Genomic DNA, 23,132 nt, shown 5'->3' with positions numbered 1-23,132 from the left:
TTTGAAAAACCAACAAAATAAATGGAAAAAGAAGCTTCATGAAATTATTTATGAAGCCGATACACGTGAAGGAAGGGTATTTGATGTTATTTTAATGATTGCTATACTTTCATCCGTACTTTTTGTTATGCTAGAAAGTGTTGATGATATTCAAGTTAAATACGGCAGTGCCTTAAATATTGGAGAATGGATTTTGACTATTTTGTTCTCTATAGAATATATTCTTCGTCTTTTTGCTATCAATAAGCCTTCCAAGTACATTTTTAGTTTTTATGGTATTATTGATCTTTTATCGACAATACCTAAATACCTATCCATTTTCTTTATTGGAACTCACAGTTTAGTTGCCCTAAGAGCGTTGCGATTGCTGCGCGTTTTTAGGATATTAAAACTAGCAAGATTTATTGGTGAAAGTAATAATTTCGCAAAGGCACTTAAAGCTAGTAAGGCCAAAATTGCTGTTTTCTTATTTTTTGTTTTAATTCTTTGCATCATACTTGGAACTGTCATGTATTTAATTGAAGGAGGAGATAATGGCTTTACGAGTATTCCTAGAAGCGTGTATTGGGCGATTGTTACCTTAACAACTGTTGGATATGGCGATATTGCTCCTCATACTGCTTTCGGACAGTTAATTGCGAGTATTATTATGATTCTCGGTTATGGTATTATTGCCGTTCCGACTGGAATTATATCTTCGGAAATGACAAAAACACAAGATTTACATTTAAACACTCAAGCATGTCCAAACTGTGGTGAAGAAGGCCATGACGATGACGCTAGCCATTGCAATCACTGCGGAAGTAAACTTCATAATTAAATGACAAATACACTTATTACTATTGTTGGAGCTACAGCCATTGGAAAAACAGCTTTAAGTATAAAATTAGCACAGCACTTTGGTTGCGAAATCATTTCTTGTGACTCTCGACAGTTTTATAAAGAAATGGCTATTGGAACGGCTGTTCCTAATGACAATGAACTTGCCATGGCACCTCATCATTTTATTCAAAACAGAAGTATTTCTGAAGATTACAATGTGGGGCAATTTGAAAAGGATGCTCTTTTAAAACTTGATGAACTTTTTAAAAAATCTCCAATTCAAATTATGGTTGGCGGCAGCGGACTGTATGTTGATGCAGTTTTAAAGGGTTTAGATTATTTTCCAGACGTTGATCCTGAAATAAGGAAAAACCTTAGTTTAAAACTAGAATCTGAAGGAATTAATGTTCTTCAAGAACAGTTAAAAGACTTAGATATTGAAACTTATAATTCAATTGCTATAGACAACCCGCATCGCCTAATAAGGGCCTTAGAAATATGCCTTGGCTCAGAACAAACCTATTCTTCTTACAAAAATAAGCCGAAAGCCCCTCGAAATTTCAATAGTATAAAAATTGGATTGAAAGCGGATAGAGAAATTATGTATGCACGTATTAATAAACGTGTTGATATTATGATGAATAATGGATTGCTTGAAGAAGTTGAAACATTATTGCCTCATAAACATTTAAATGCCCTTCAAACTGTTGGTTACAGAGAGCTTTTCGATTATTTCAGTGGTAAGTTCACAATAGATTTTGCTATTGATGAAATAAAAAAGAATACAAGACGTTTTGCCAAACGACAAGGAACATGGTTTAGAAAAGACGAGACTATAATTTGGTTCGATTTTCAAGAGGATGTTGAAAGGGTCATTAAAACCATTAGTGCTAAATTTTAACTTTTTTTTGAATACTCAAGATGCTCACTTTTATATATTTGTGACAATGGAATTTCGACCATTTGAATAATTTGAGTAAAACACTTTCAAAAGAATGAATCAACGGTTAGAAAGGAATTGGTGGAAACGAAATCTAAAGTGGTTAATATCTTTTTGTATCATATTCTTCCTTTTAATTTTCGTGGTTAGTACGGAGTTTGGAAAAATAGGAGCTGATATTTTTAAAGCTTATTCGGATACTGAGCTTTATGAAGATGCTTTAGATAAGGTAAAAACTGACCCAAAAATATTTGATTTACTTGGAAAAATTGAACCAATTGATAAAATGTCTATACTAGAAGGCGAAGTTGCCTACAGTAATAATAGTCAAACAGTACATTCAACTATTAGAATCATTGGATCAAAAGGGAAAGCTGTAATGGATATTATAGCTCACAAAACCAACGGGGTTTGGAATTATTCGAAAGTAAATATCCGAATTAAAAAACCTATAGAGAAAAAACAAACAATTGAAATTATATCTAATAATAAATAATAAATACGAACGAATGAAATTTAAAATTACCCTTATAGTAGCATTGCTAATAACAAGTTTCGGTTTTTCTCAAACCAAAGTTGGAACCGTTGATACTGATTTTATTATGGGAAAAATGCCGGAAATGAAAGAAGTTGTTACTAGAATTAATGCTTACGGAAAAAAGTTAGATTCTACGTTTCAAATAAAAGCGAAAGATTATAATGCAAAAATCGAAGCTTTTAAAAAGGTTGAAAAAACATTAGCTGAAGACGACAGAAAGAACAAAATAAATGAGATTGCAACTATAGAACAAGAAATGGCTAAATTTCGTAAAAATGGTTCAACTTTAATTCAATTGAGAAGAGATGAATTTATGAAACCTTTATATAAAAAATTGAATACTGCCATTCAAGAAATAGCAAAAGCTGAAGGATATACACAAATATTATCAACGAGAGGAAATGATTTCGCTTATATTGATGATCGTTTTGATATCACTAGCAAAGCATTGGCTAAACTAGGAATTAAAGAATAGTAAAAGCAAATGCACCAAAAACAAAAAAACTTACAATTACAATATATAGGTTTTCATAAAACACCTTTTCTATGGTATGGAAAAGGTGTTTTTAATTTGGAGCAATTTAATATTGAAACTACCAATCCTTGTTCTCTTAATACTGTAATTACAGAAAATTTAAGATTGGGTAAGCTTGTAGAAAGGTTTGTTTCTTTCGATTTAAAAAATGAATCCAATATTGACATCATAGTAGAAAATGTTCAAATTCAAAAGGAAAAAATAACCTTAGGTGAAATCGACTGTCTACTCTTTCAAAATAATGTTCCTATTCATTTAGAAATTATTTACAAATTCTATTTGTACGATCCGAAAATATCGGACGACGAAATTTATAAATGGATCGGTCCAAATAAAAGGGATTCACTGGTACAAAAACTAACCAAATTAAAAAACAAACAACTACCTCTACTCTTTTCAGAAGAAAGTAAAGCTTACTTAAAGGAAGTAAATCTAATTTCTGACCAAATAAAACAACAGATCTATTTTAAAGCACAACTATATATTCCGTTAAATGATAAAGAAAAAAGCTACCCAGTAATTAATAATAACTGTATTGCAGGATTCTATTGTCATTATAACGTTTTAAAACAATTTGCTCATTGTAAACTTTATATTCCAAGCAAGCACGATTGGTTAATTATTCCACATGCGAACGTAGAATGGTTAAGTTTCGAAAATTCTTTGCCTGAAATTTTAAAGTTCATCGATCAGGAAAGTTCGCCTCTTTGCTGGGTAAAAAAACCGAACGGAGAGTTTATTAAACTTTTTGTGGTTTGGTGGTAACTTTCAGTTTACTTTGTTTCTTTCTAGAATTGATAAAATATACCCCCGTTAATAAAACCGCAGAAGCAATTATAGATTGAGGGCTTAATTTTTCATTTAAAAAATACCATCCTAATAATAACGCTATTACTGGATTTACATAGGCAGAAGTTGCCACCTTTTCGGCAGAAACATTTTTCAATAAAAAATTAAATGCCGTAAACGCCACAATTCCTCCAAACAGAATTAATAAAACCATTGATAACTGAACCTTGCCTCCCCATTCCGTTGGAATTTTCCAAGTTTCTCCAACTAAATAACTCAATGAAAACAACATCAATCCAGCAATAACCATTTGGTAACCTGTGCTTACAAAAAAGTTTTTTGGTAAATCCGCTTTAGAAACAAACACGCTGCCATAACTCCAACTTAAAACACACGAAAGAATCATAAAAATACCCAGAATCATATTCTCTGAAGAAGTAACTTCTTTCTGACTAACTAGTAAATACATTCCTATAATTCCCAGACAAACACCAATTATTGATCTTCCTTGCATTTTCTTTCCGTCAATCAATCTCATTAGAAAAAGTACAAATAGTGGTTGTGTTGATGCCAATAAAGCAGCAAACCCACTATCTACATATTTTAAAGCCCAAACGAAAACACCATTCCCATACACTAAAAAAAGAAATCCAGCTATGGTCGAATTCATTAATTGCTTCTTCGTTATTTTCAATGACTTATTTGTCATTTTAGCTATAAGCATAATTAACACCCCTGCAGAGGTAAAACGGAAAGCTCCAATAAACATTGGATCTAAAATCGCAACCGCTATTTTATTCATTAAATAAGTCGATCCCCATATGACATAAATGGAAAAAAAGGACGCTATGATTAGAATTTTAGTTTTATTCATATTCATTTTAGTTGACACACAAAGTGATGTTTCTAAATTCTAATAATATTATTAAAATCTTTAAATAGTTTTCTTTGCACTCTTCATGAACCTAACATAAAGAAGTTGCCTTTCAAATGTACAATAAACTTTTTTCTGATATAAGTTTATGAATAATGATATTTGATACGAATGTATACAAAAAAAAATGCCCCGAAACCATAGCGTTTCAAGGGCAAAACTGAAAGATATGTCAACTATTCTTCCTCTTCCTCAGCATTTTTATTTACATATTCTGTATCTCTTGTGTTTTTTTGAACAGATATTGCCGCATAAATACTCAATGTAAAAGCCATTGCGTAAAATCCTTTTTCACTTAATAATAAATCCGCATTCCATAACCCTACAATTAAAAGGATGATAGAAACTATTGTGGTAAACCAACTAATGCTATAATATATTTCTGTAACATGAATTCCTTCCAATCGATCTCTTATCGATTTTTGAACGGATATTACAGAAAATAAGGCAAATAATAATACAGTAAAATAGTAGCCTTTTTCGTTGAGTTCCATTTCAACATTCCATAAACCAATGCAATACGCAGTTATTCCTATTAACAACCCTGCCCAAGAGGCTCCTACATATGCAGAAGTTGGTTTTTGATTATATACTTTTCTTTTTTCTTCTTTTTCTATTTTATTTTTTCTGGTTTGATCGAATTCGTTTTTTATTTGATTGTCCATATCTTTTGGTTTCAATTATGGTTCAAAATTGAGATTAATCAACAAGTTTTACAAAACAACATTTTAAAAAACCTATTGATATATTTAATATAATAAATAGAAAAAAACTTATATTTACTACATATTATTGTAAAAAATCAAACGATAAAATGAATCAAATTACTCATATTATTTCATCATTTTCGCAAGAAGAACAACAAAAATTCGAGTTGTATTTAGCCAGAAGAAACAAAAGAAGAGACACAAAAAACATTCAGTTATTTAAACTTTTAAAACAGCAAGAATCTTCAACTGCATTGATATGCAACACTTTGTACGGTAAACAAAATAGGGCTGCACTATATACATTAAAACAACGCCTGCATGAAAGCCTTATCGATTTTATTGCTATGAATAAGATTCAAGGAGAAAACTCGATAGACATGTTGTTGATTAAATACATTATGGTTGCTAGAGATTTTCTATTTCAACAAAATTATGGCGAAGCTTATAAACTATTAAATAAAGCTGAGTTATTGGCAAGAGACTATGAACTATTCTCTATTTTAAACGAGATATATCACACCAAAATTCAATACGCACACCTTCATCCAAAAACAGATTTAAACAAAACTATTAAAGAATTTAAATCCAATCAAAAAAATTACTTTCTTGAAGAAGAACTCAATATTATTTATGCAAAAATTAGAAATAACTTAATTCTAATCCCCAACGACAAAGGTTCTATTTCTAATTTCGAATCTTTTATCAACTCGATATTCAAAGAGCATCATATTAACATCGACGATTCCCTTTCTTTTAAATCATTATACCAATTAATTTCAATAGTCAATATTTCTGCTTTTATTCATAAAAACTACTTAAAAGTAGAACCTTTTTTAATAAAAACTTATGGAATTATTACAAGTAAAAAAGGAAAAGAGAAACAACTTTTTTATCATATACGTGTATTATACCTGATTGCTAACACTCTTTTTAGAAACAAAAAATTTGAGGAATCATTAAACTATCTTAAGTATATGTTAGTATTAATGAATGACAACAACAAAAAATACTTCAAACTCTTCTATTTAAATTACCTATTACTCTTCGCTTTAAATAAGAACTATAGGAATGAGCAAAATGAAGCGATTAGCTTACTAGAAGACGCCATACTCAAAAAGCACGTGGATCAGAAATCACTTTTGGAGATTCAATTAAGTTTGTTAATGTTTTATTTTCAAAGTAATCAGTTTGGTAAGGCAATTAAGTTACTACATAAATTAAATCATTCGGATAAATGGTATATTGATAAAGTTGGAATTGAATGGGTAATTAAGAAGAACCTTTTTGAAATATTATTACATCTTGAACTCGAAAATTTAAATCTATTTGAATCTAGATTGTTAAGTTTTAAAAGAAAATACTATACATATATCAAAAAAATAAATCAAGAAAGAGTTATTGAGTATTTAAAGCTTGTAGAACAATACTATAAAGATCCTTCGATAATTACAACCACCCAATTTAATGATTTGGTAGAATCATCATTTGAATTTGTCGGTGCACAACAGGAAGACATATTTGTAATGAGTTTTTACGCTTGGTTAAAGAGTAAAATGGAACAATCACCTATTTTTGAAGTAACTCTTGAACTTGTAAAAAAAGCTCAAGGAAAGTCAAAGTAAATGGTATAAGTATGTACTTTATTAAAACAAACTCTCTAAATAATGCTCGTCTATTTGATAGGCAGTTTTTAACTCTTCTATTTTCTTGTTTAATGAGTCAACATCAAACTTTTTATTCGATTTAGAACCAATTAGCATTACATTTTTTCTAGTATGTTCGTTGCTGATAAACTCAAACACTTTTGTATTATAATTATGTTTTTCCATAATTAACGCACGAATAGTATCGGTTATCATTTCAAAATGGCGCTCTTTAAAAATACCATATTTCAATAGCGGACTTTCCTGTTCCTTTCCTTTTACTTGCTGTCTTACTTGTTTATGGCAACACGGAGCACAAATGATCAATTCTGATTTCGCAGAAAGACCTTTAAAAATAGCATCATCAGTTGCTGTATCGCACGCATGAAGTGCAATTAAAATATCAATTTTATCGTTATCATAGTCTTGAATGGGCTGTGCGACAAATTTTAAATCAGAATACCCGCATTTATCAGCTACATCATTGCAATAATCGACCAAAGAATCTCGTAACTCGATTCCTGTTAACGTTACTTTATGATTCCGTTTATTTACTAAATAATCATACAAAGCAAACGTCAAATATCCCTTTCCTGACCCCATATCAACAATATGAATCGTTTTAGGTAGCTTAACAGCTTTTAATTGAACTTCTATGATCTCTAAATACTTATTGATTTGACGATACTTATCTGCCATTTTTGGAATAACGTTTCCCTGCTTATCCGTAACTCCTAATAATTCTAGGTACTTACCTGAAGCCAATCTTTCTTTAGATTTATCGTGATTTTCTGAAGGCTTTTTTGTTAAACTCGGCTTTGTTTTTTTATAACTAACCTTTTTCTTTTTTGAAATTAAAACAATTAAATCATTAGATAAAGTAAATAAAGTAGCTGCTTTAAATTTCTCAGTTAAAAGTATCTCAAGTTCATTAATACTCTCTTCTAAAGTGTAGTTTTTAACCTGATCATTGGTTAAGTACCTATACAAGAATTGTAAACAAGGCTCATCTTTTATAATAACTTTTCTTATATATACATTTGCTAACGTATCACTTTTTTTTACTGTTTTACTTAATGTAAGCTTTACGAAACTATCGTTAGTATAGCTCTCCTTTAACTCAATAAACAGTTCTTGCAATGCCTCTTTCAAATCTCTATTCTTTAATTAATTTTTGCATTTTAATATTATAAACTTAAAATAAAAATGCACAGCAAAAGTAAGCAATCTTGCCATACCCATGCTTCAAAACATGCCAGAATTACACATTAACTAAATTCATCACCTCTTACAAAATTCATTTAAGGCTATGCTCCTCCGTCATTCTGACTATGAAGGGAAGGCTCTCTTTTCTGTAAGTAATCTCTCTTCACTTTGGTCATAACTTCAAATTCATCTTTAATTAAGTCTTTAATCAAGAAATACCAAATAAAGGGTAATAAACAAATAAAAATACCATTAACAACTTTCTGAGATCTCGTTAAGACTCCGTTATTAGTAATTCTTTTCAGATAAAAATAAGTTTGGAAAAGATAGCAAATTAAGAGCGCAGAAATAAGGAATACCTTCAAGGGCTTTTTCTGCAAAAATAACAAAATCGGTATAACAACAAAAGTATACCGATTTAAATAGAAAAGTCTAGGAATTTTTAGACTCCTGGGAGTAAAACCATATTCACGACATGAATTACTCCGTTGGTTCCTTGAACGTCAGTTGCAGTTATAGTAACCGTTTGATCACTTGAGGTTTTTAACTTAGCCCCGTCAGTTAAATCAACAATAACTGTTCCTGTACTTAACATAGTTATTTCTTGGTTATTTTGTAATTGTTTCGCTTGCACATTAGCTGCGTTTACGACATGGTATTTTAGAACAGCATCTAACGTTTCAATTGGAATATCCGCTAAGCCGCTCCAATCTGCATTACTATCTAATAATGCTTGAAAAGCCTCGTTTGTTGGTGCAAAAATCGTAAATGGTCCTTCACCATTTAAAATAGATACAAAATCAGTAGTATGTCTACTATCTGTTAAGGCTGCTACAAGCGTTGAGAAGTTTGAATTATTAATTGCCGTTGTTACAACATTAGGTGGCAGCATTACTTTGTCAATTATATGAACAATACCGTTGCTCGCTTCTACATTTACTGTAATTGGCTTTGCATCACCATTGAATTCAATAGCTCCTGTAGTTTCTATTTGTAAAGACAAACTTTCATCATTTGGTCCAACCGCCAAAGTATTGGTGTATGAGTCTGATAAATCACCCGATGTTACCTTCTGCCCTAATACATGAAACTTGAGCACATTAGTTAAGACATCTGTAGGAATATCATCTATAGAATTCCAATCGTTATTGGAATCTAACAACGCTTGAAAAGCAGTATTGGTCGGAGCAAATACTGTTAAACTACCATCCGCAGAAAGCGCATCTACCAAACCTGCCTTTTGTACTGCAGTAACGAGAGAACTCAAATCAGCAGTAGCAGAGGCTAGTTCTACAATATTTTTTGGTTGGTCAACTACTGGAGTATCGTCATCAGAACAAGAGATAAACGACGCAGAAACAAATACCAATCCAGAGAAGAAAATTGTTTTTAAATTTTTAGAAAACATTGCTTATTGTTTTAAGTTAGTACCTACTTCTTATTTATAGTCTATATTCGGAAAATTCAGACTTTGTTTATTTTATCAAAAAAAACATTAAACAAAATGAATTTATTTAAAAAATATGCACTTAAATTTAAGTGCATTCCAAATTTAATCAATTTTGTTTAACAAAACAAAATAAAAAATAAACAAAATTTAAAAAACATCTTTTATAATTAGAAAAAAAGCTTCAATAGCATTGGCAACCTCCTATCTATTTTATCATGGAATCTACTTTTAAGCAATAACTTTTAGAATTTACCCACTCATAAACACATATTTATTTTGTTTACAAAAAATAAAAATACAATAAACAAAAAATATTTATAAACTGCCTTCAAGAAAAACCAATACCAAAATTAAAAAAAGAATTAAACCATCATAAAATAAACCATGCTACTCTGATTTTTGAACTTATCACTGCTTTATGAAAAGTTAAATTAGTTCCATAAAAAATCAGTATTGTGTTCACAATACTGATTTTAAATGTTATTTATTATTAGCACCTCTAATTCCTATCTTTTAATATTCTTTCTATAGATACCAATGGAACACCTTTCGCTTTCAATAAAATTAAATAGTGATATAATAAATCAGCTGCCTCATTTTTAAACAGTTCGTCATTATCATCTTTTGCTTCAATAACCAACTCAACCGCTTCTTCTCCTACTTTTTGAGCAACTTTATTAATACCTCTTTTATAGAGTTTATTCGTATATGACCCTTCAATATTATTATCTATTCTATCATGAATAATTTCTTCTAATTTATACAAAAAACCTTTATCTACCTCTTCTCCGAAACAAGAGGTTGTACCTTTATGACAGGTTGGTCCTTTTGGAGTTACCTGTATTAATAAGGTATCATTATCACAATCAAGCTGAATATTTTCAACATGTAGAAAGTTTCCTGATGTTTCTCCCTTTGTCCATAAACGTTTCTTGGTTCTACTATAAAAGGTAACCACTCCTTCCTTTTCGGTTTTTTCAAATGCCTCTTTATTCATATAACCAAGCATTAACACCTGCAATGTTGCTCTATCTTGAATAATAACAGGAACTAATCCATCTACTTTTAAAAAATCTATATTCATCGTATTGGAATATTTTTTCGTTTTAATTCTTTTTTTAATTTTGGTATTGGTATTTCTCCAAAATGGAAAATACTTGCAGCTAAACCTGCGCTTGCCTGAGTTTTTGTAAACACTTCATCAAAATGCTCGACCTGACCTGCTCCCCCTGATGCTATAACTGGGATATTTACGGAAGTACTCACCGCTTTAGTTACTTCTATATCGAAGCCATCTTTAGTCCCATCGCTATTCATTGAAGTCAACAATATTTCACCGGCACCTAAACTCTCAACTTTTTTAGCCCAATCTAAGGTTTTCAAATCTGTTTCAAAAGTACCTCCCTTTGTAAAAACCTTCCAAACTCCATCTACATTTTTTGTATCAATAGCTACAACAACGAACTGACTTCCAAAGCGCTCTTTTAAATCGATAATAAGTTGAGGATTTTTCACAGCAGAAGAGTTAATACTCACTTTATCGGCTCCAGCATTGATTAAAGCCAACGCATCATCAACTGAACTTATTCCTCCACCAACAGTAAATGGAATATTGATCTCTTGTGCTATACTCTCAACAAGGTTCACTAGTGTTTTTCTATTCTCCAAAGTTGCTGTTATATCCAAAAACACCAATTCATCTGCCCCTTGCAGTACATACTGTTTAGCCAACTCAATAGGATCTCCAGCATCACGTATATCAACAAAGTTTATTCCTTTTACTGTACGTCCATTTTTTATATCTAAACAAGGAATGATTCTCTTTTTTAGCATAATTGTTGTAATTCTTTTAACGTTATTTTGCCCTCGTATATAGCTTTCCCCAAAATAGCTCCGCTACACCCTATTTCCTTTAGTTCAAATAAATCATCCATATTTGAAACTCCTCCACTAGCTACAAGATTAACTTGGCTTTCCTTAATGACTTCCTTATACAAATCAACTGAAGCACCTTGCAACATTCCATCTTTTGCAACATCCGTACAGATACAGTTTTTAACTCCCTTAGACTCGTATTCTTTGATAAAATTAACAACATCTAATTCTGATTTTTCAAGCCAACCATGAGTTGCTATTTTTCTATCAATACAATCCGCTCCTAATATGATCTTCTCACTACCATAGGTATTCATCCAATTCATGAAAACCGACGGGTTCTTCACAGCGATGCTACCTCCCGTTATTTGACTTGCTCCACTTTCAAAAGCTATCCTTGCATCATCTTCAGATTTTAAACCTCCTCCAAAATCTATGATTAATCTTGTTTTGGATGCTATTGTTTCTAATACTTTATGATTTACAATACGACTAGATTTAGCTCCATCTAAATCAACTAAATGCAAATATTGAATTCCACTATCTTCAAACTCCTTTGCTATCTCTAATGGGTTTTCATTATACACTTTTTTGGTATTGTAATCTCCCTTGGTTAGCCTTACACACTTCCCCTCTATTATATCGATTGCTGGTATAATTTTCATTGTTAAATTTCTAAAAAGTTTTTTAATAGTTGTTCACCTACCTCGGCTGATTTCTCTGGATGAAATTGCATTGCATAAAAATTATTCCTTTTCATTATAGAACTAAATGAAACAATATAATTACTTGTTGCAATCGTGTCATCACTAATTTCCGCATAATAACCATGAACATAATACACGTCGTTATCTTTTGGTATTTTATTAAATAAATTTGATTTTGGATTCATTAAAAAATTATTCCACCCCATATGTGGTACTTTATCTTTCGGAGGAAAACGTTTCGTGGACGCATTAAAAACCCCTAAACATTTGGTATTACCTTCTTCCGAATCTTTACATAATAATTGTAAACCAAGACATATTCCTAATACTGGCTGCTTTAAGGAAAGAATCAATTTGTCAAGTTGTCGTTCTTTTAAGTAAGCCATTGCCGAACTGGCTTCTCCAACTCCAGGAAAGATTACTTTATCCGCTTTCAAAATCTCTTCGTGATTATCTGTTATAATGCTTTCGTATCCTAATCTCGAAAGGGCGTTTTGTACGGATCGTATATTTCCTGCATTATACTTTATTATTGCTATCATTTTTCAAATCTCCTTTATTTAATTATTAGTAACCAATTAATATATTGTTAGTTATTGGCTTCAATAATTTTACAATTGTTCTTAGTAAATTATTATAAAACTCCTTTCGTTGATGGTAAAATCATCTTATCGGCATCTCTTTTAACAGCTACTTTAATAGCTTTTGCAAAAGCTTTAAATATTGCCTCTATCTTATGGTGTTCATTAGTTCCTTCAGCCTTAATATTCAAGTTACATCTTGCGCCATCAGTAAAGGATTTAAAAAAATGATAAAACATTTCAGTAGGCATTTTGCCAATCATTTCTCTCTTAAATTCAGCCTCCCAAACTAACCAATTTCTGCCTCCAAAATCAATAGCAACTTGAGCCAAACAATCGTCCATTGGTAGGCAGAAACCATAGCGCTCTATCCCCAGTTTGTTTCCTAAGGCTTTTGAAAACACTTCTCCCAAAGCAATGGCAGTATCTTCAATTGTGTGATGCTCATCTACTTCTAAATCTCCCACAACCTCGATATTCAAATCCATTTGCCCATGACGTGCTATTTGGTCGAGCATATGATCGAAAAAGGCAATTCCTGTATTAATATTACTCCTGCCTGTTCCATCTAAATTCAGCTCAATACTTATTTTTGTTTCATTGGTGTTTCTTTCTATTTCTGCAGATCTATCTTTTAATTTCAAAAACTCATAAATAGTATTCCAATCATTACTTTCCAAAGCAATATATTCATCAAGGTCATTACGTTTTACCGTAATTTCATCAGAACCTAAATAGGTTTCATCATTTATATAAACTGCTTTTGATTTTAAGTTTTTCGCTAACTCAACATCTGTTAATCGATCTCCAATTACAAAAGAATTCGCTAAATCATACTCCTCAGAAAAATACTCCGTTAACAAACCTGTATTGGGTTTTCTTGTTGGTTGGTTATCCTTAGCAAAAGTTCTGTCAATAATTTCATTAGCAAACACAATACCTTCTTGTTTTAATGCCTCCATCACAAAATTTTGAACAGGCCAAAATGTGTTTTCCGGATATACATCAGTTCCTAATCCATCTTGATTTGTTATCAATACCAACTCAAAATCTAGTTCTTTCGCTATTTTACCTAATCCTTGAAAAACCTTAGGATAAAAAACCAATTTCTCAAATGAGTCTACTTGTTCATCGGCTGGTTCTTTGATTAAAGTTCCATCTCTATCAATAAATAATACTTTTTTCATGTGTTTAAAATTTTGTGATGGGATAAAACTATCCCAAAATTTAAGACCTCATGTAACCACTCGTTACACTCGTTCTCACATGAATTTATTTTAATCATACCTTGAGTATATTTTTTGATTAAAAAAAATTCATGTTCATTTCATAATATTGAATTGTATTTTACGTTTTTGGCGTTAATGATTGCTTACTAATTCTTTCCATTGCTTGGATTAGCCTATCGTTTTCCTGTTTACTCCCAACCGTAATTCGTAAACCGTTTCTTACCAACTTACTCCTGTTTCTGGTTATGATTCTTTGATTTACTAGATTTTCATATAAATCATTCGCATTAATTACTTCAATTAATATAAAGTTGGCTTCAGAAGGATATATCTTTTTAACTAGTTTTAGTTCTTGAAATCGCTTGATGATTTTTTCCTTCTCATTAAGGATTATATTCTTTTCAATTTCGAATTGTGCCTTATTTTCTAACCTACTTAAAACGGCTTCCTGATTTAATGAACTTACATTATAAGGAGGTTTTACTTTTTTAAACCAATCAATAATCTCTGGAGTTGAATACGCTGCTCCTACACGAACACCTGCCAATCCCCATGCTTTACTAAATGTTTGACAAACAATTAAATTAGGAAAATCATTGAGTTGCGAGATGCATGATTCTCTAGAACTAAAATCAATATAAGCCTCATCAACCACTACAATACCATTGAAATTATTTAAAATATATTCAACGGAAGTTCTATCAAACGAGTTACCCGTTGGATTATTAGGCGAACAGATAAAAATAACCTTTAGGTTTTCATCTTTGATATACCTATCTAATTCTTTCGTATCGATTTCGAAATTATTATTTAACGGAACTTTTATCAATTCTATATTATTAATTGCTGCTGAAACATCATACATTCCATAAGTAGGAGAAAAGGTTAACGCCTTATCTATTCCTGGTTCACAGAAAATTCTATACACCAAATCAATAACTTCATCGCTTCCGTTTCCAATAAAAATTTGATCTTTATTTATCTTTTTTATTTTTGAAAGTTTTTTCTTGATCTCTAATTGATTAGGATCTGGATAACGATTTAAATCTCCAAAGGGATTTTCATTGGCATCTAAAAATACTTCCGCCTCTCCTTTAAACTCATCGCGAGCCGATGAATACGCCTTTAAACGTATGATATTAGGTCGTATTAATGAATTTAATTTAAACATTTTCAATATCTTTTAATCTAACAGTAATTGCATTTTTGTGTGCTTCCAATCCTTCTGCACTCGCCATTAACTCAATTGCATTCCCTATATTTTTTATTCCCCTTTTAGTTACTTTTTGAAATGTTATTTTCTTTACAAAGCTATCCAGTGAAACTCCACTATAGTTTTTGGCAAATCCATTTGTTGGTAGGGTATGGTTTGTTCCACTTGCATAGTCTCCAGCACTCTCACAACTATAATTCCCCAAAAAAACTGATCCAGCATTAACGATTCCTTCAACAAATTTCTCTGGATTCTCTGAGGCGATAATTAAATGCTCAGGAGCATATTTATTACTAAAATCAAGACAGTCTGTATAATTCTTTAAAACTAAAACAAAACTATTTTCAATAGCTTTGTTTGCTATATCCTTTCTTGGTAATTGATCTAATTGCTTTTTAACTTCCTCTGCAACATTTTTCGCTATATTCTCATCAACAGTAACTAATACTGCCTGGCTATCTTGGCCATGCTCCGCTTGAGAAAGTAAATCTGCCGCTATATATTCTGCATTTCCTGTTTCATCAGCAATTACCAAAACTTCACTAGGCCCTGCGGGCATATCAATTGCGACTCCTTCTTGTTGAACTAATTCTTTTGCCTTAGTCACAAATTGATTTCCAGGTCCTAAAATTTTATAAACATTAGGAATGGTTTCTGTTCCAAACGCCATTGCCGCGATAGCTTGCGCTCCTCCGACTTTAAAAATTTTGGTAACACCTACCAAAGAAGCCGTGTATAATATAACTGGATTGATTTTACCTTCTTTATTTGGAGGTGTGCACAGCACAATTTCCTTACACCCTGCTAATTTTGAAGGAATTCCCAACATTAAAATTGTAGAAAATAATGGTGCAGAGCCTCCAGGGATATACAATCCCACTTTTTCTATAGCAACACTTTTTCTCCAACAATTAACACCTTCAGTTGTTTCTATTACTTTTTCCTCAGTTATCTGAGAAGTATGAAACTTTGTTATATTCGATTGCGCTAATTGAATTGCTTCTTTCAAAGATGGATCTATTAAACTTTCAGCTTCTTCCAACTCTTTATTAGACACCAAAATATTATCAATGACTACCCCATCAAACTGTTTTGTATATTCTTTAAGTGCTTTATTTCCATTCCGCTTTACTTCCGAAAGAACCTTCTTTACTTTTTCTATTAATCCTTCATTATTTAATAAAACCCTTTTCGTTAATCTCTGAATAGAGTTTTCATCTGGATTTTTAATTATTCGTATTAGATTATCCATTTTATAATACCATTTTTTCTATAGGACACACCAATATTCCTTCGGCACCCGACTTTTTTAATTCATCTATTACCTCCCAAAATTCATTTTTATTAAGTACCGAATGAACCGAACTCCAACCTTCTTCCACTAATGGTAATACGGTTGGACTTCTCATTCCTGGAAGAATATTAATAATTTCATCTAATTTATCATTTGGAGCATTTAATAATACATAACGAGATTGTCTTCCTTTTAAAACAGACTGAATTCTGAATTGAAGTTTGTCTAAAATTTCTTTCTTTGAATCTTGAATTTTAGGAGAAACCGCAAGAACGGCTTCAGACTTTAAAATTACCTCTACCTCTTGTAAGTTATTCTTGAATAATGTAGAGCCACTAGAAACAATATCACAAATACCATCTGCCAAACCAATATTAGGAGCAATCTCAACCGATCCATTTATAATGTGTAATTGCGCTTGTATATTATTTTTTTCTAAATAATCACTCACTGTTTTGGGGTAAGAAGTCGCTATTTTCTTTCCTTGAAAATATTGTAACCCGTTATAAACTTCACCTTTGGGAATTGCCAACGACACTCGGCATTTTGAAAAACCAAGCTCCTCAATAAAATCAATACCTCCACCTTTTTCTATCAATAAGTTTTCACCAATAATGGCAATATCAACAACTCCATCCATTAAATATTGAGGGATATCTCCGTTTCTTAAATAAAAAACTTCTAATGGAAAATTACTTGATGATGCTTTAAGTTGATCCTTTCCGTTATCAATTGAAATTCCGCAATTTTTTAAAATTTGAAGAGAATCTTGATTTAATCTTCCTGATTTCTGTATGGCTATTTTTAATTTACTCATTTTAGTTTCTTTAGTTTGAGTAAATCTTTTTGGAAAGTTATTTCTTGGTACCGTAGAAATAAAAACCCGTTTGATTTACTCAAACGGGTTTAAAATATATTTAGATTTTATTCAATACATTTTCAGATCGCTTGAGTGCAATAATGAAAATGATGATGATGTAGTTGAATAAAAGTCATTTCTATGTTTTTATGAACGTTGCAAATATTTAAAAAATATTTCAATTGACAAAATAATCCTCAATTAATTAACATTTAAAGTGAATCTCTAACCTTAATTTAAAGTTTAACACGTCAAACATACTACAAGTCCAGCAAAAAGGCACTACATTAAAAAAAACCGCTTGTACTCGGTCTACATTTGTCATGAATATAGTTTAAATAGACTTTCAATTGAGAGAGTCCCCTTTTAAAGTTTACCGTTGATTTTTATTACCAAGACAGATTTTCTGCTCTTGGTAATTTTTTTTAAAGGTCCGTCAAAAGATCATATAAACTCTCTTCCTTTTCTAGCCCCAATTTCTTTTTAATTCTATATCTCGTGGTTTCAACACTTCTTGGTGAAACATTTATTAATTGAGCTACTTCCTTACTTTTTAAGTTTGACACTATATAAGTACAATGTTTCAAGTCATTTACAGATAAGTTTGGAGCTACTTCTTTCAGCCTATTAAAAAATTCAGGCCTAATTTTTTCAAATTGTATTTTAAAGTCCTTCCATAATTCATCTTCTGAAATTAATGCTTTTAACTTCTTCCTTACTGTCATTAAATACCCCGAAGCACTCGGACTACTATCCATGTGTACATCAATATCGTCGCTAATTTTTCCAATAGTATCATTATACGTTGAAATTTTAAGTATTCGAGAAAACAGCGATTGTTCATTTAATTTTAATAAACTCTCTATTTCCTTCTTTCTATCTTCAAGAACCAAATTAGTGTCTTTTAGATTTACAATTAATTCATTTAATTCATTATTCAACGTAACTATTTGTTCGTTCTTTTTCTTGTTTCTTCTGAAGAAAAAGATTAGCATAAAAATAAAACCAAACAACAAAATAATAGCCGCGAAACTAATGAACAGGATTTTCCTTTGATCACTAATTATAATCTCCTTTTCTATTCGTATCTCTTTTTCTAGAGACAATTCCCTTTCATAATATTTATTAATAGATATTTTATTTTCATTATTTAATTCTCTCCAAGATAAAATTGATTTTTTTAAGTTTTCTGTGGCCGACACATAATCTCCTTTAGAAACATCTAAATCCGCATTTATTCTATGAAACCAAGCATATGTACGTGTTTTATTACCTAAGCTGCTATTATTTAAGTGGGTTTCAAGTATATCAATATACTCCTCGGCTTTACTATAATTATTCAACCTTACATAGTTATCAGCGATTAAATAAAATATCCGTTTGTAGTAGATTAAAAGATTATAATTATCTCCTATCATATCCAAGCAAATATTTGCCATTTCTATGGAGCTTTCATACTGTTTAAAATCTCTTAGATTATGAACTAAATTATAGTATGTTTCTATTTGTTTTTTCTTGTTACCAACCTTTTTATAAAACTCTATCGCTTTAAGATAAAGTTTTTTTGAATGAACATAATCTTTTGTTATATAATCATTCAAAACGGCCCTATCGTTATAGATCATTCCTATCAAAAGGTCGTCTTTTGTCTTTATAGCATAATCAAAGGATTCTTTTAAAAGGCTATCCGCCTTTTTATATTTATTTAAAGAAACCAAATTATACACCCCATTCAAATACAACATTTTACCCTTCACGGTATCATGTAATTGTATCCGTTCATATTTTTTTAAGAAAGAAAGAAGATTCTCAATTTCTCTAGTATTCTCGGTTTCGTAAAAGCTGTGATAAACTTCACTTATTTTATCACTTAGGTTTTCTTTGGTTAGTAAGAGGTCATTAGATTGTCCATTAATGTTTGTTTTCAATAACAAAAACAGACCAATTGCAATTGTAAATTTTCTATTCAGAGTCATACTTTTTCAGAATCATCGTAAAATAGTAATTGATAGCTTTTTCGTTGACATACCTTACGTTTTTAGTGGAAAAAATTCGTTGACAAATATACTACAAATGCACTACACATGTCTAAAAACCATTGGTTTGAAATAATTTGAAAAATTTTTATTTAAAAAAAATCAACAAAAAAAATTAAATTTCACAAAATAAGACGAACATGAAACAGTTGTGCAACACCTTAAAACCCTAAAAAACAATCTATTAAATAAATTCAGTGATTTTTTCACATTCAATAAAATGCTTATTATTAACAATTTTCATAAGAAACGACTAATGAATTCTTTTTTTTGTGAATTTTACAAGTATTAAATTTTACAGGTTACTCAATAAATCGTACAAACTATCTTCTTTTTCAAGCCCTAGTTTCTTTTTAATTCTATATCGGGTGGTTTCAACGCTTCTCGGAGAAACATTTATGAGCTGCGCTACCTCTTTACTTTTTAAATTAGACACAATGTAAGTGCAATGTTTTAAATCATTTACCGATAAACTAGAAGACACTTCCTTTAACTTATTAAAAAATTCTGGCCTTATTTTTTCAAACTGTATTTTAAAGTCCTTCCATAATTCATCTTCTGAAATTAACGCCTTTAATTTCTTCCTTACAGCCATTAAATATCCCGAAGCACTGGGACTACTATCCATATAAGCATCAATATCGTCACTAATTTTTCCTATAGTATCGTTATAAGTTGAAATTTTCAGTATTCTTGAAAACAACGACTGTTCATTTAACTTCAATAAACTTTCTATTTCTTTCTTTCTATCTTCAAGGATAGAATTATTATCCTTTAAACTTACAATTAGCTCATTTAACTCCTTGTTTAACCCAACTATTTGCTCATTTTTTCTCTTATTCCTTCTGAAGAAAAAGATTAACATAAAAATAAAACCAAACAACAAAATAATAGCGACAAAACTAATGAACAGAATCATTCTTTGATCACTTATAATGACTTCCTTTTCGCGCCTTACTTCTTTTTCAAGAAACAACTCCCTCTCATAAGATTCATTAATAGATTTCCTATTTTCATTGTTTAACTTTTGCCATGAAATAATTGATTTTTTCAAGTTCTCCGTGGCTGATATATAATCCCCTTTAGAGACGTCTAAATCAGCATTAGCTTGATGAAACCATGCATATGTTCTAGTTCTACTCCTTAAATCACTATTATTTAAATGATTTTCAAGTATTTTAATATATTCCTTGGCTTTATTGTAATCATTTAATTTTATATAACTATCAGCTATCAAATAAAAAATACGCTTATAGTAAATTAATCGGTCATTGTCATCACCTATCATATCTAAGCAAATATTTGCCCACTTTATAGCTTCCTCATACTTATTTAGATTTCTTGAATTATGAGTTAAATTATAATAACTCTCAATTATCTTTTTCTTATTTCCAACTTTCCTGTAAGACTCAATAGCTTGAATGTAAAGCACATTTGATTTATTATAATCTTTAGTAATTGAGGTGTTTAAAACTGCTCTATCGTTAAAGATCATCCCCGTCAAAAGATAGTCTTTTGTCTTTGTAGCGTATTCCAAAGATTTTTTCAGAAGATTATCCGCTTCTTTATATCTTCTTAGGGCAAGAGATTGATATGATGCATCCAAAAACAGTAACTTGGCTTTGATTGTATCATGTAATATAATGTCACCGTTTCTTTTTAGAAAAATCAACAGATTTTCTATTTCTCCAGTATCTTCGGTTTCATAAAAGCTCTGATAAACTTCACTTATTTTATCACTTAAGTTCTCTTTGGTTAGTAAAAGTTCATTTGATTGTCCATTTATGTTTGTTCTCAATAACAAAAACAGGCTTAATGCGACTATAAATATTCTATTCTGAATCATATTTAGTATCCTCATAAAATATTAATAGATAACTTTTTCATTAACATACTCTGTGTTTTTTAGGTAAAAAAATTAATGGACAAATATACTACAAATGCACTTCACCAATACATACATCAATGATTTACAATAATTTAATTAGTTATTTTTTCTAAGAAAATTAAAAAACACCAAACTTTCAGTAAAAGAAAAAAAGAAACTAACCATCTAGTAAACAACATATTGAAAACTATTGATCAACTCGATAGAAGCTTCTAGTTTTCTAATAACAAGACAATAAATTGCTTCTATATTATTTTTTGTAATATTTACAAGCACCCATTTTTTATAAATTACCTAATAAATCGTAAAGACTATCTTCTTTTTCTAAACCTATTTTTTTCTTTATTCTATACCTTGTTGTTTCAACACTTCTCGGTGATACGTTAATCAACTGCGCTACTTCTTTGCTTTTTAAATTTGAAACTACGTATGTACAATGCTTTAAATCATTAACCGATAAATCTGGCGCCACTTGCTTTAGTTTATAAAAGAAATCTGGGCGAATTTTTTCAAATTGAATTTTAAAATCTTCCCACAATTCTTCCTCCGAAATAAGAATATTTAATTTTTTTCTTACTGTCATTAAATACCCCGATGCAGATGAATTAATATCCATATAACCATCTATTTCTCCACTAATTTTTCTTATAGTGTCATTATAGGTCGATATTTTCAAAACTCTAGAAAACAAAGATTGTTCGTTTAATCTGAGTAAGTTTTCAACTTCCATTTTCTTATCTTCCAAAGACATGTTTTTTCCTTTTAGCTCTTCTATTACATCATTTAGATCACTATTCAATTTTAAAATCTTATTATTTTTGGTCTTATTTCGTTTTGAATGATAAATCAACACAAAAACCAACACAAACAAAAAAACCAAAGCGACACCTCCTAAAAACAATGACTTATCCTGACTTTGAATAATTTTATCTTTATCCTTCTTTAATAAATCTTCTAATTCTAACTCTCTTTCAAAAGATTTTCCCAATAATTTTTGCGTTTCAAAATTTAATTTCGCCACAGAATCACGTGTCATTTTATACCTTAGTGCAGCTTGCTCAAACTCTTTCTTTTCCATGTGATATTCGGCATAAGCATAGTTTAATAAATTACTTTCATTCCTATCCTTTGCTGTAATATTCTCTTCTGCTTTTTTCAGATGAACCAAAGCCTGTTCAAAATCTCCTAATTTGGAATAACTATGAGCCTTGCGAATGTATAGTGTTTTAAGTACTCCCTTTCTTGCTCCTGTTTTACGAATTAAAGAAGCACAGAAGTCGGCATATTCGAGCACCAACCTCCATTCTTTTCTTCGACGAGCATTCATAAACAAATTATAATATGTATCGATTATTTGGTATTCCTCATTTACCTTTTTGAAATAAGTAATTGCCTCTTTAAAGTATTCTTCTGCCTTTAAAAAATCGCCTATATTTTGAGTTACATTCAAGCCTCTCATATTGTAAACAACTCCTATTAATTGCAAATCTTGAGTTTTTTTAGCAAGTTTAAGAGATTCTTTTAAAAACTGTTCACAAATCTCATACCTCCTCAACATATAATTATTAACCGCCTTCAAATAATAAACTTTGCTATTAACCGAGTCTTCTTTTATTTCAATACTATTTACCTTAAGATAAGTTAATATTGAATCGAGAATCTTTGGATCTTCCTTTTTTTGAAATGAATAATACGCTTTTAATACTTTATCATTATCTATTAAGCCCTGACTCCTAACCAAGTATTTAACATCTTTAAAAGCAAAACTTTTCAAAGAAATTAACAAACAAGTTATTACATACACCTTCAATAAGATTATTTTACCCACCTTTTTTATATTACTTAAACAATACTAAACCTTAAACATTTTTTTCTATGAAAAT

The 23,132-nt window shown here is 30.4% G+C and carries 21 protein-coding genes; 6 read left to right on the top strand and 15 right to left on the bottom strand.

Translation table 11 applies throughout. The features are described 5' to 3' along the window. Position 1: 1 nt before the first annotated feature. From BLW23_RS02270 to BLW23_RS02250, 5 genes are all read left to right on the top strand, one after another. The gene (locus BLW23_RS02270) at positions 2–820 is read left to right on the top strand and encodes an ion transporter (protein ID WP_093667623.1); all 819 of its coding nucleotides are present in this window, start codon (positions 2–4) and stop codon (positions 818–820) included. Then, complete coding sequence (gene miaA, locus BLW23_RS02265) at positions 821–1,723, top strand: tRNA (adenosine(37)-N6)-dimethylallyltransferase MiaA (protein WP_093667622.1); 903 nt, start codon at positions 821–823, stop codon at positions 1,721–1,723. Between the two features lie 94 nt (positions 1,724–1,817). Continuing rightward, positions 1,818–2,258 carry a cytochrome c oxidase assembly factor Coa1 family protein gene (locus tag BLW23_RS02260; RefSeq protein ID WP_093667621.1) on the top strand — a complete coding sequence of 147 codons (441 nt, stop codon included), beginning with the start codon at positions 1,818–1,820 and terminating at the stop codon, positions 2,256–2,258. 13 nt (positions 2,259–2,271) lie between these two features. Next, on the top strand, positions 2,272–2,775 hold the full coding sequence (locus BLW23_RS02255; RefSeq protein WP_093668420.1) for an OmpH/Skp family outer membrane protein: 504 nt from the start codon (positions 2,272–2,274) through the stop codon (positions 2,773–2,775). A gap of 9 nt (positions 2,776–2,784) precedes the next feature. Continuing rightward, positions 2,785–3,600, top strand: a complete 816-nt coding sequence (locus BLW23_RS02250) for a DUF1853 family protein (protein ID WP_093667620.1) — start codon at positions 2,785–2,787, stop codon at positions 3,598–3,600. Here the strand turns inward: BLW23_RS02250 and BLW23_RS02245 are convergent. Together BLW23_RS02245 and yiaA are read right to left on the bottom strand one after the other, a co-directional pair. Further along, complete coding sequence (locus BLW23_RS02245; protein ID WP_093667619.1) at positions 3,575–4,504, bottom strand: EamA family transporter; 930 nt, start codon at positions 4,502–4,504, stop codon at positions 3,575–3,577. The genes BLW23_RS02250 and BLW23_RS02245 overlap by 26 nt on opposite strands. Positions 4,505–4,734: 230 nt before the next feature. After that, positions 4,735–5,223, bottom strand: a complete 489-nt coding sequence (yiaA, locus tag BLW23_RS02240) for an inner membrane protein YiaA (RefSeq protein ID WP_093667618.1) — start codon at positions 5,221–5,223, stop codon at positions 4,735–4,737. Between the two features lie 149 nt (positions 5,224–5,372). Here yiaA and BLW23_RS02235 point away from each other — a divergent pair, with 149 nt between their 5' ends. Beyond that, a complete protein-coding gene (locus BLW23_RS02235) occupies positions 5,373–6,890 on the top strand; it encodes a hypothetical protein (protein ID WP_093667617.1) in 1,518 nt (505 codons plus the stop codon). Positions 6,891–6,911: 21 nt separating this feature from the next. Here the strand turns inward: BLW23_RS02235 and BLW23_RS02230 are convergent, their stop codons facing one another. The 13 genes from BLW23_RS02230 to BLW23_RS02165 all read right to left on the bottom strand — a co-directional run bounded on the left by BLW23_RS02230 (position 6,912) and on the right by BLW23_RS02165 (position 23,077). Beyond that, positions 6,912–8,063: a class I SAM-dependent methyltransferase gene (locus tag BLW23_RS02230; RefSeq protein ID WP_255362711.1), complete on the bottom strand. Its 1,152-nt coding sequence runs from the start codon at positions 8,061–8,063 to the stop codon at positions 6,912–6,914. 496 nt (positions 8,064–8,559) lie between these two features. After that, positions 8,560–9,525: a fasciclin domain-containing protein gene (locus BLW23_RS02220; protein ID WP_093667614.1), complete on the bottom strand. Its 966-nt coding sequence runs from the start codon at positions 9,523–9,525 to the stop codon at positions 8,560–8,562. 541 nt (positions 9,526–10,066) lie between these two features. After that, a complete protein-coding gene (hisIE, locus tag BLW23_RS02215; protein ID WP_093667613.1) occupies positions 10,067–10,651 on the bottom strand; it encodes a bifunctional phosphoribosyl-AMP cyclohydrolase/phosphoribosyl-ATP diphosphatase HisIE in 585 nt (194 codons plus the stop codon). Then, positions 10,648–11,400, bottom strand: a complete 753-nt coding sequence (hisF, locus tag BLW23_RS02210; protein WP_093667612.1) for an imidazole glycerol phosphate synthase subunit HisF — start codon at positions 11,398–11,400, stop codon at positions 10,648–10,650. Before hisF ends, hisIE begins: the two co-directional genes overlap by 4 nt. After that, positions 11,394–12,107 (bottom strand): 1-(5-phosphoribosyl)-5-[(5-phosphoribosylamino)methylideneamino]imidazole-4-carboxamide isomerase, encoded by a 714-nt coding sequence (hisA, locus tag BLW23_RS02205; RefSeq protein WP_093667611.1) that lies wholly within the window; start codon positions 12,105–12,107, stop codon positions 11,394–11,396. The genes hisF and hisA overlap by 7 nt, the downstream gene beginning before the upstream one ends. Positions 12,108–12,109: 2 nt before the next feature. Beyond that, positions 12,110–12,691 (bottom strand): imidazole glycerol phosphate synthase subunit HisH, encoded by a 582-nt coding sequence (gene hisH / locus BLW23_RS02200; protein ID WP_093667610.1) that lies wholly within the window; start codon positions 12,689–12,691, stop codon positions 12,110–12,112. Between the two features lie 92 nt (positions 12,692–12,783). After that, positions 12,784–13,917, bottom strand: a complete 1,134-nt coding sequence (gene hisB, locus BLW23_RS02195) for a bifunctional histidinol-phosphatase/imidazoleglycerol-phosphate dehydratase HisB (protein ID WP_093667609.1) — start codon at positions 13,915–13,917, stop codon at positions 12,784–12,786. Positions 13,918–14,077: 160 nt separating this feature from the next. Further along, positions 14,078–15,130: a histidinol-phosphate transaminase gene (hisC, locus tag BLW23_RS02190; RefSeq protein WP_176829734.1), complete on the bottom strand. Its 1,053-nt coding sequence runs from the start codon at positions 15,128–15,130 to the stop codon at positions 14,078–14,080. Further along, positions 15,123–16,424: a histidinol dehydrogenase gene (gene hisD / locus BLW23_RS02185; protein ID WP_093667607.1), complete on the bottom strand. Its 1,302-nt coding sequence runs from the start codon at positions 16,422–16,424 to the stop codon at positions 15,123–15,125. The genes hisC and hisD overlap by 8 nt, the downstream gene beginning before the upstream one ends. Position 16,425: 1 nt before the next feature. Then, the gene (gene hisG / locus BLW23_RS02180; protein ID WP_093667606.1) at positions 16,426–17,283 is read right to left on the bottom strand and encodes an ATP phosphoribosyltransferase; all 858 of its coding nucleotides are present in this window, start codon (positions 17,281–17,283) and stop codon (positions 16,426–16,428) included. A gap of 467 nt (positions 17,284–17,750) precedes the next feature. Then, positions 17,751–19,301: a helix-turn-helix transcriptional regulator gene (locus BLW23_RS02175; RefSeq protein ID WP_093667605.1), complete on the bottom strand. Its 1,551-nt coding sequence runs from the start codon at positions 19,299–19,301 to the stop codon at positions 17,751–17,753. 355 nt (positions 19,302–19,656) lie between these two features. Then, positions 19,657–21,222, bottom strand: coding sequence for a helix-turn-helix transcriptional regulator (locus BLW23_RS02170; protein WP_143032084.1), 1,566 nt, complete (start codon positions 21,220–21,222; stop codon positions 19,657–19,659). A gap of 310 nt (positions 21,223–21,532) precedes the next feature. After that, positions 21,533–23,077, bottom strand: a complete 1,545-nt coding sequence (locus BLW23_RS02165) for a tetratricopeptide repeat protein (protein ID WP_143032083.1) — start codon at positions 23,075–23,077, stop codon at positions 21,533–21,535. Between the last annotated feature and the right edge of the window lie 55 nt (positions 23,078–23,132).

Origin of the sequence: Tenacibaculum sp. MAR_2009_124 (assembly GCF_900105455.1) — a bacterium.
Taxonomy (GTDB): domain Bacteria; phylum Bacteroidota; class Bacteroidia; order Flavobacteriales; family Flavobacteriaceae; genus Polaribacter.
The sequence above is the reverse complement of the archived record's forward strand: the minus strand, read 5'-3'. Positions and strand labels throughout refer to the sequence as shown.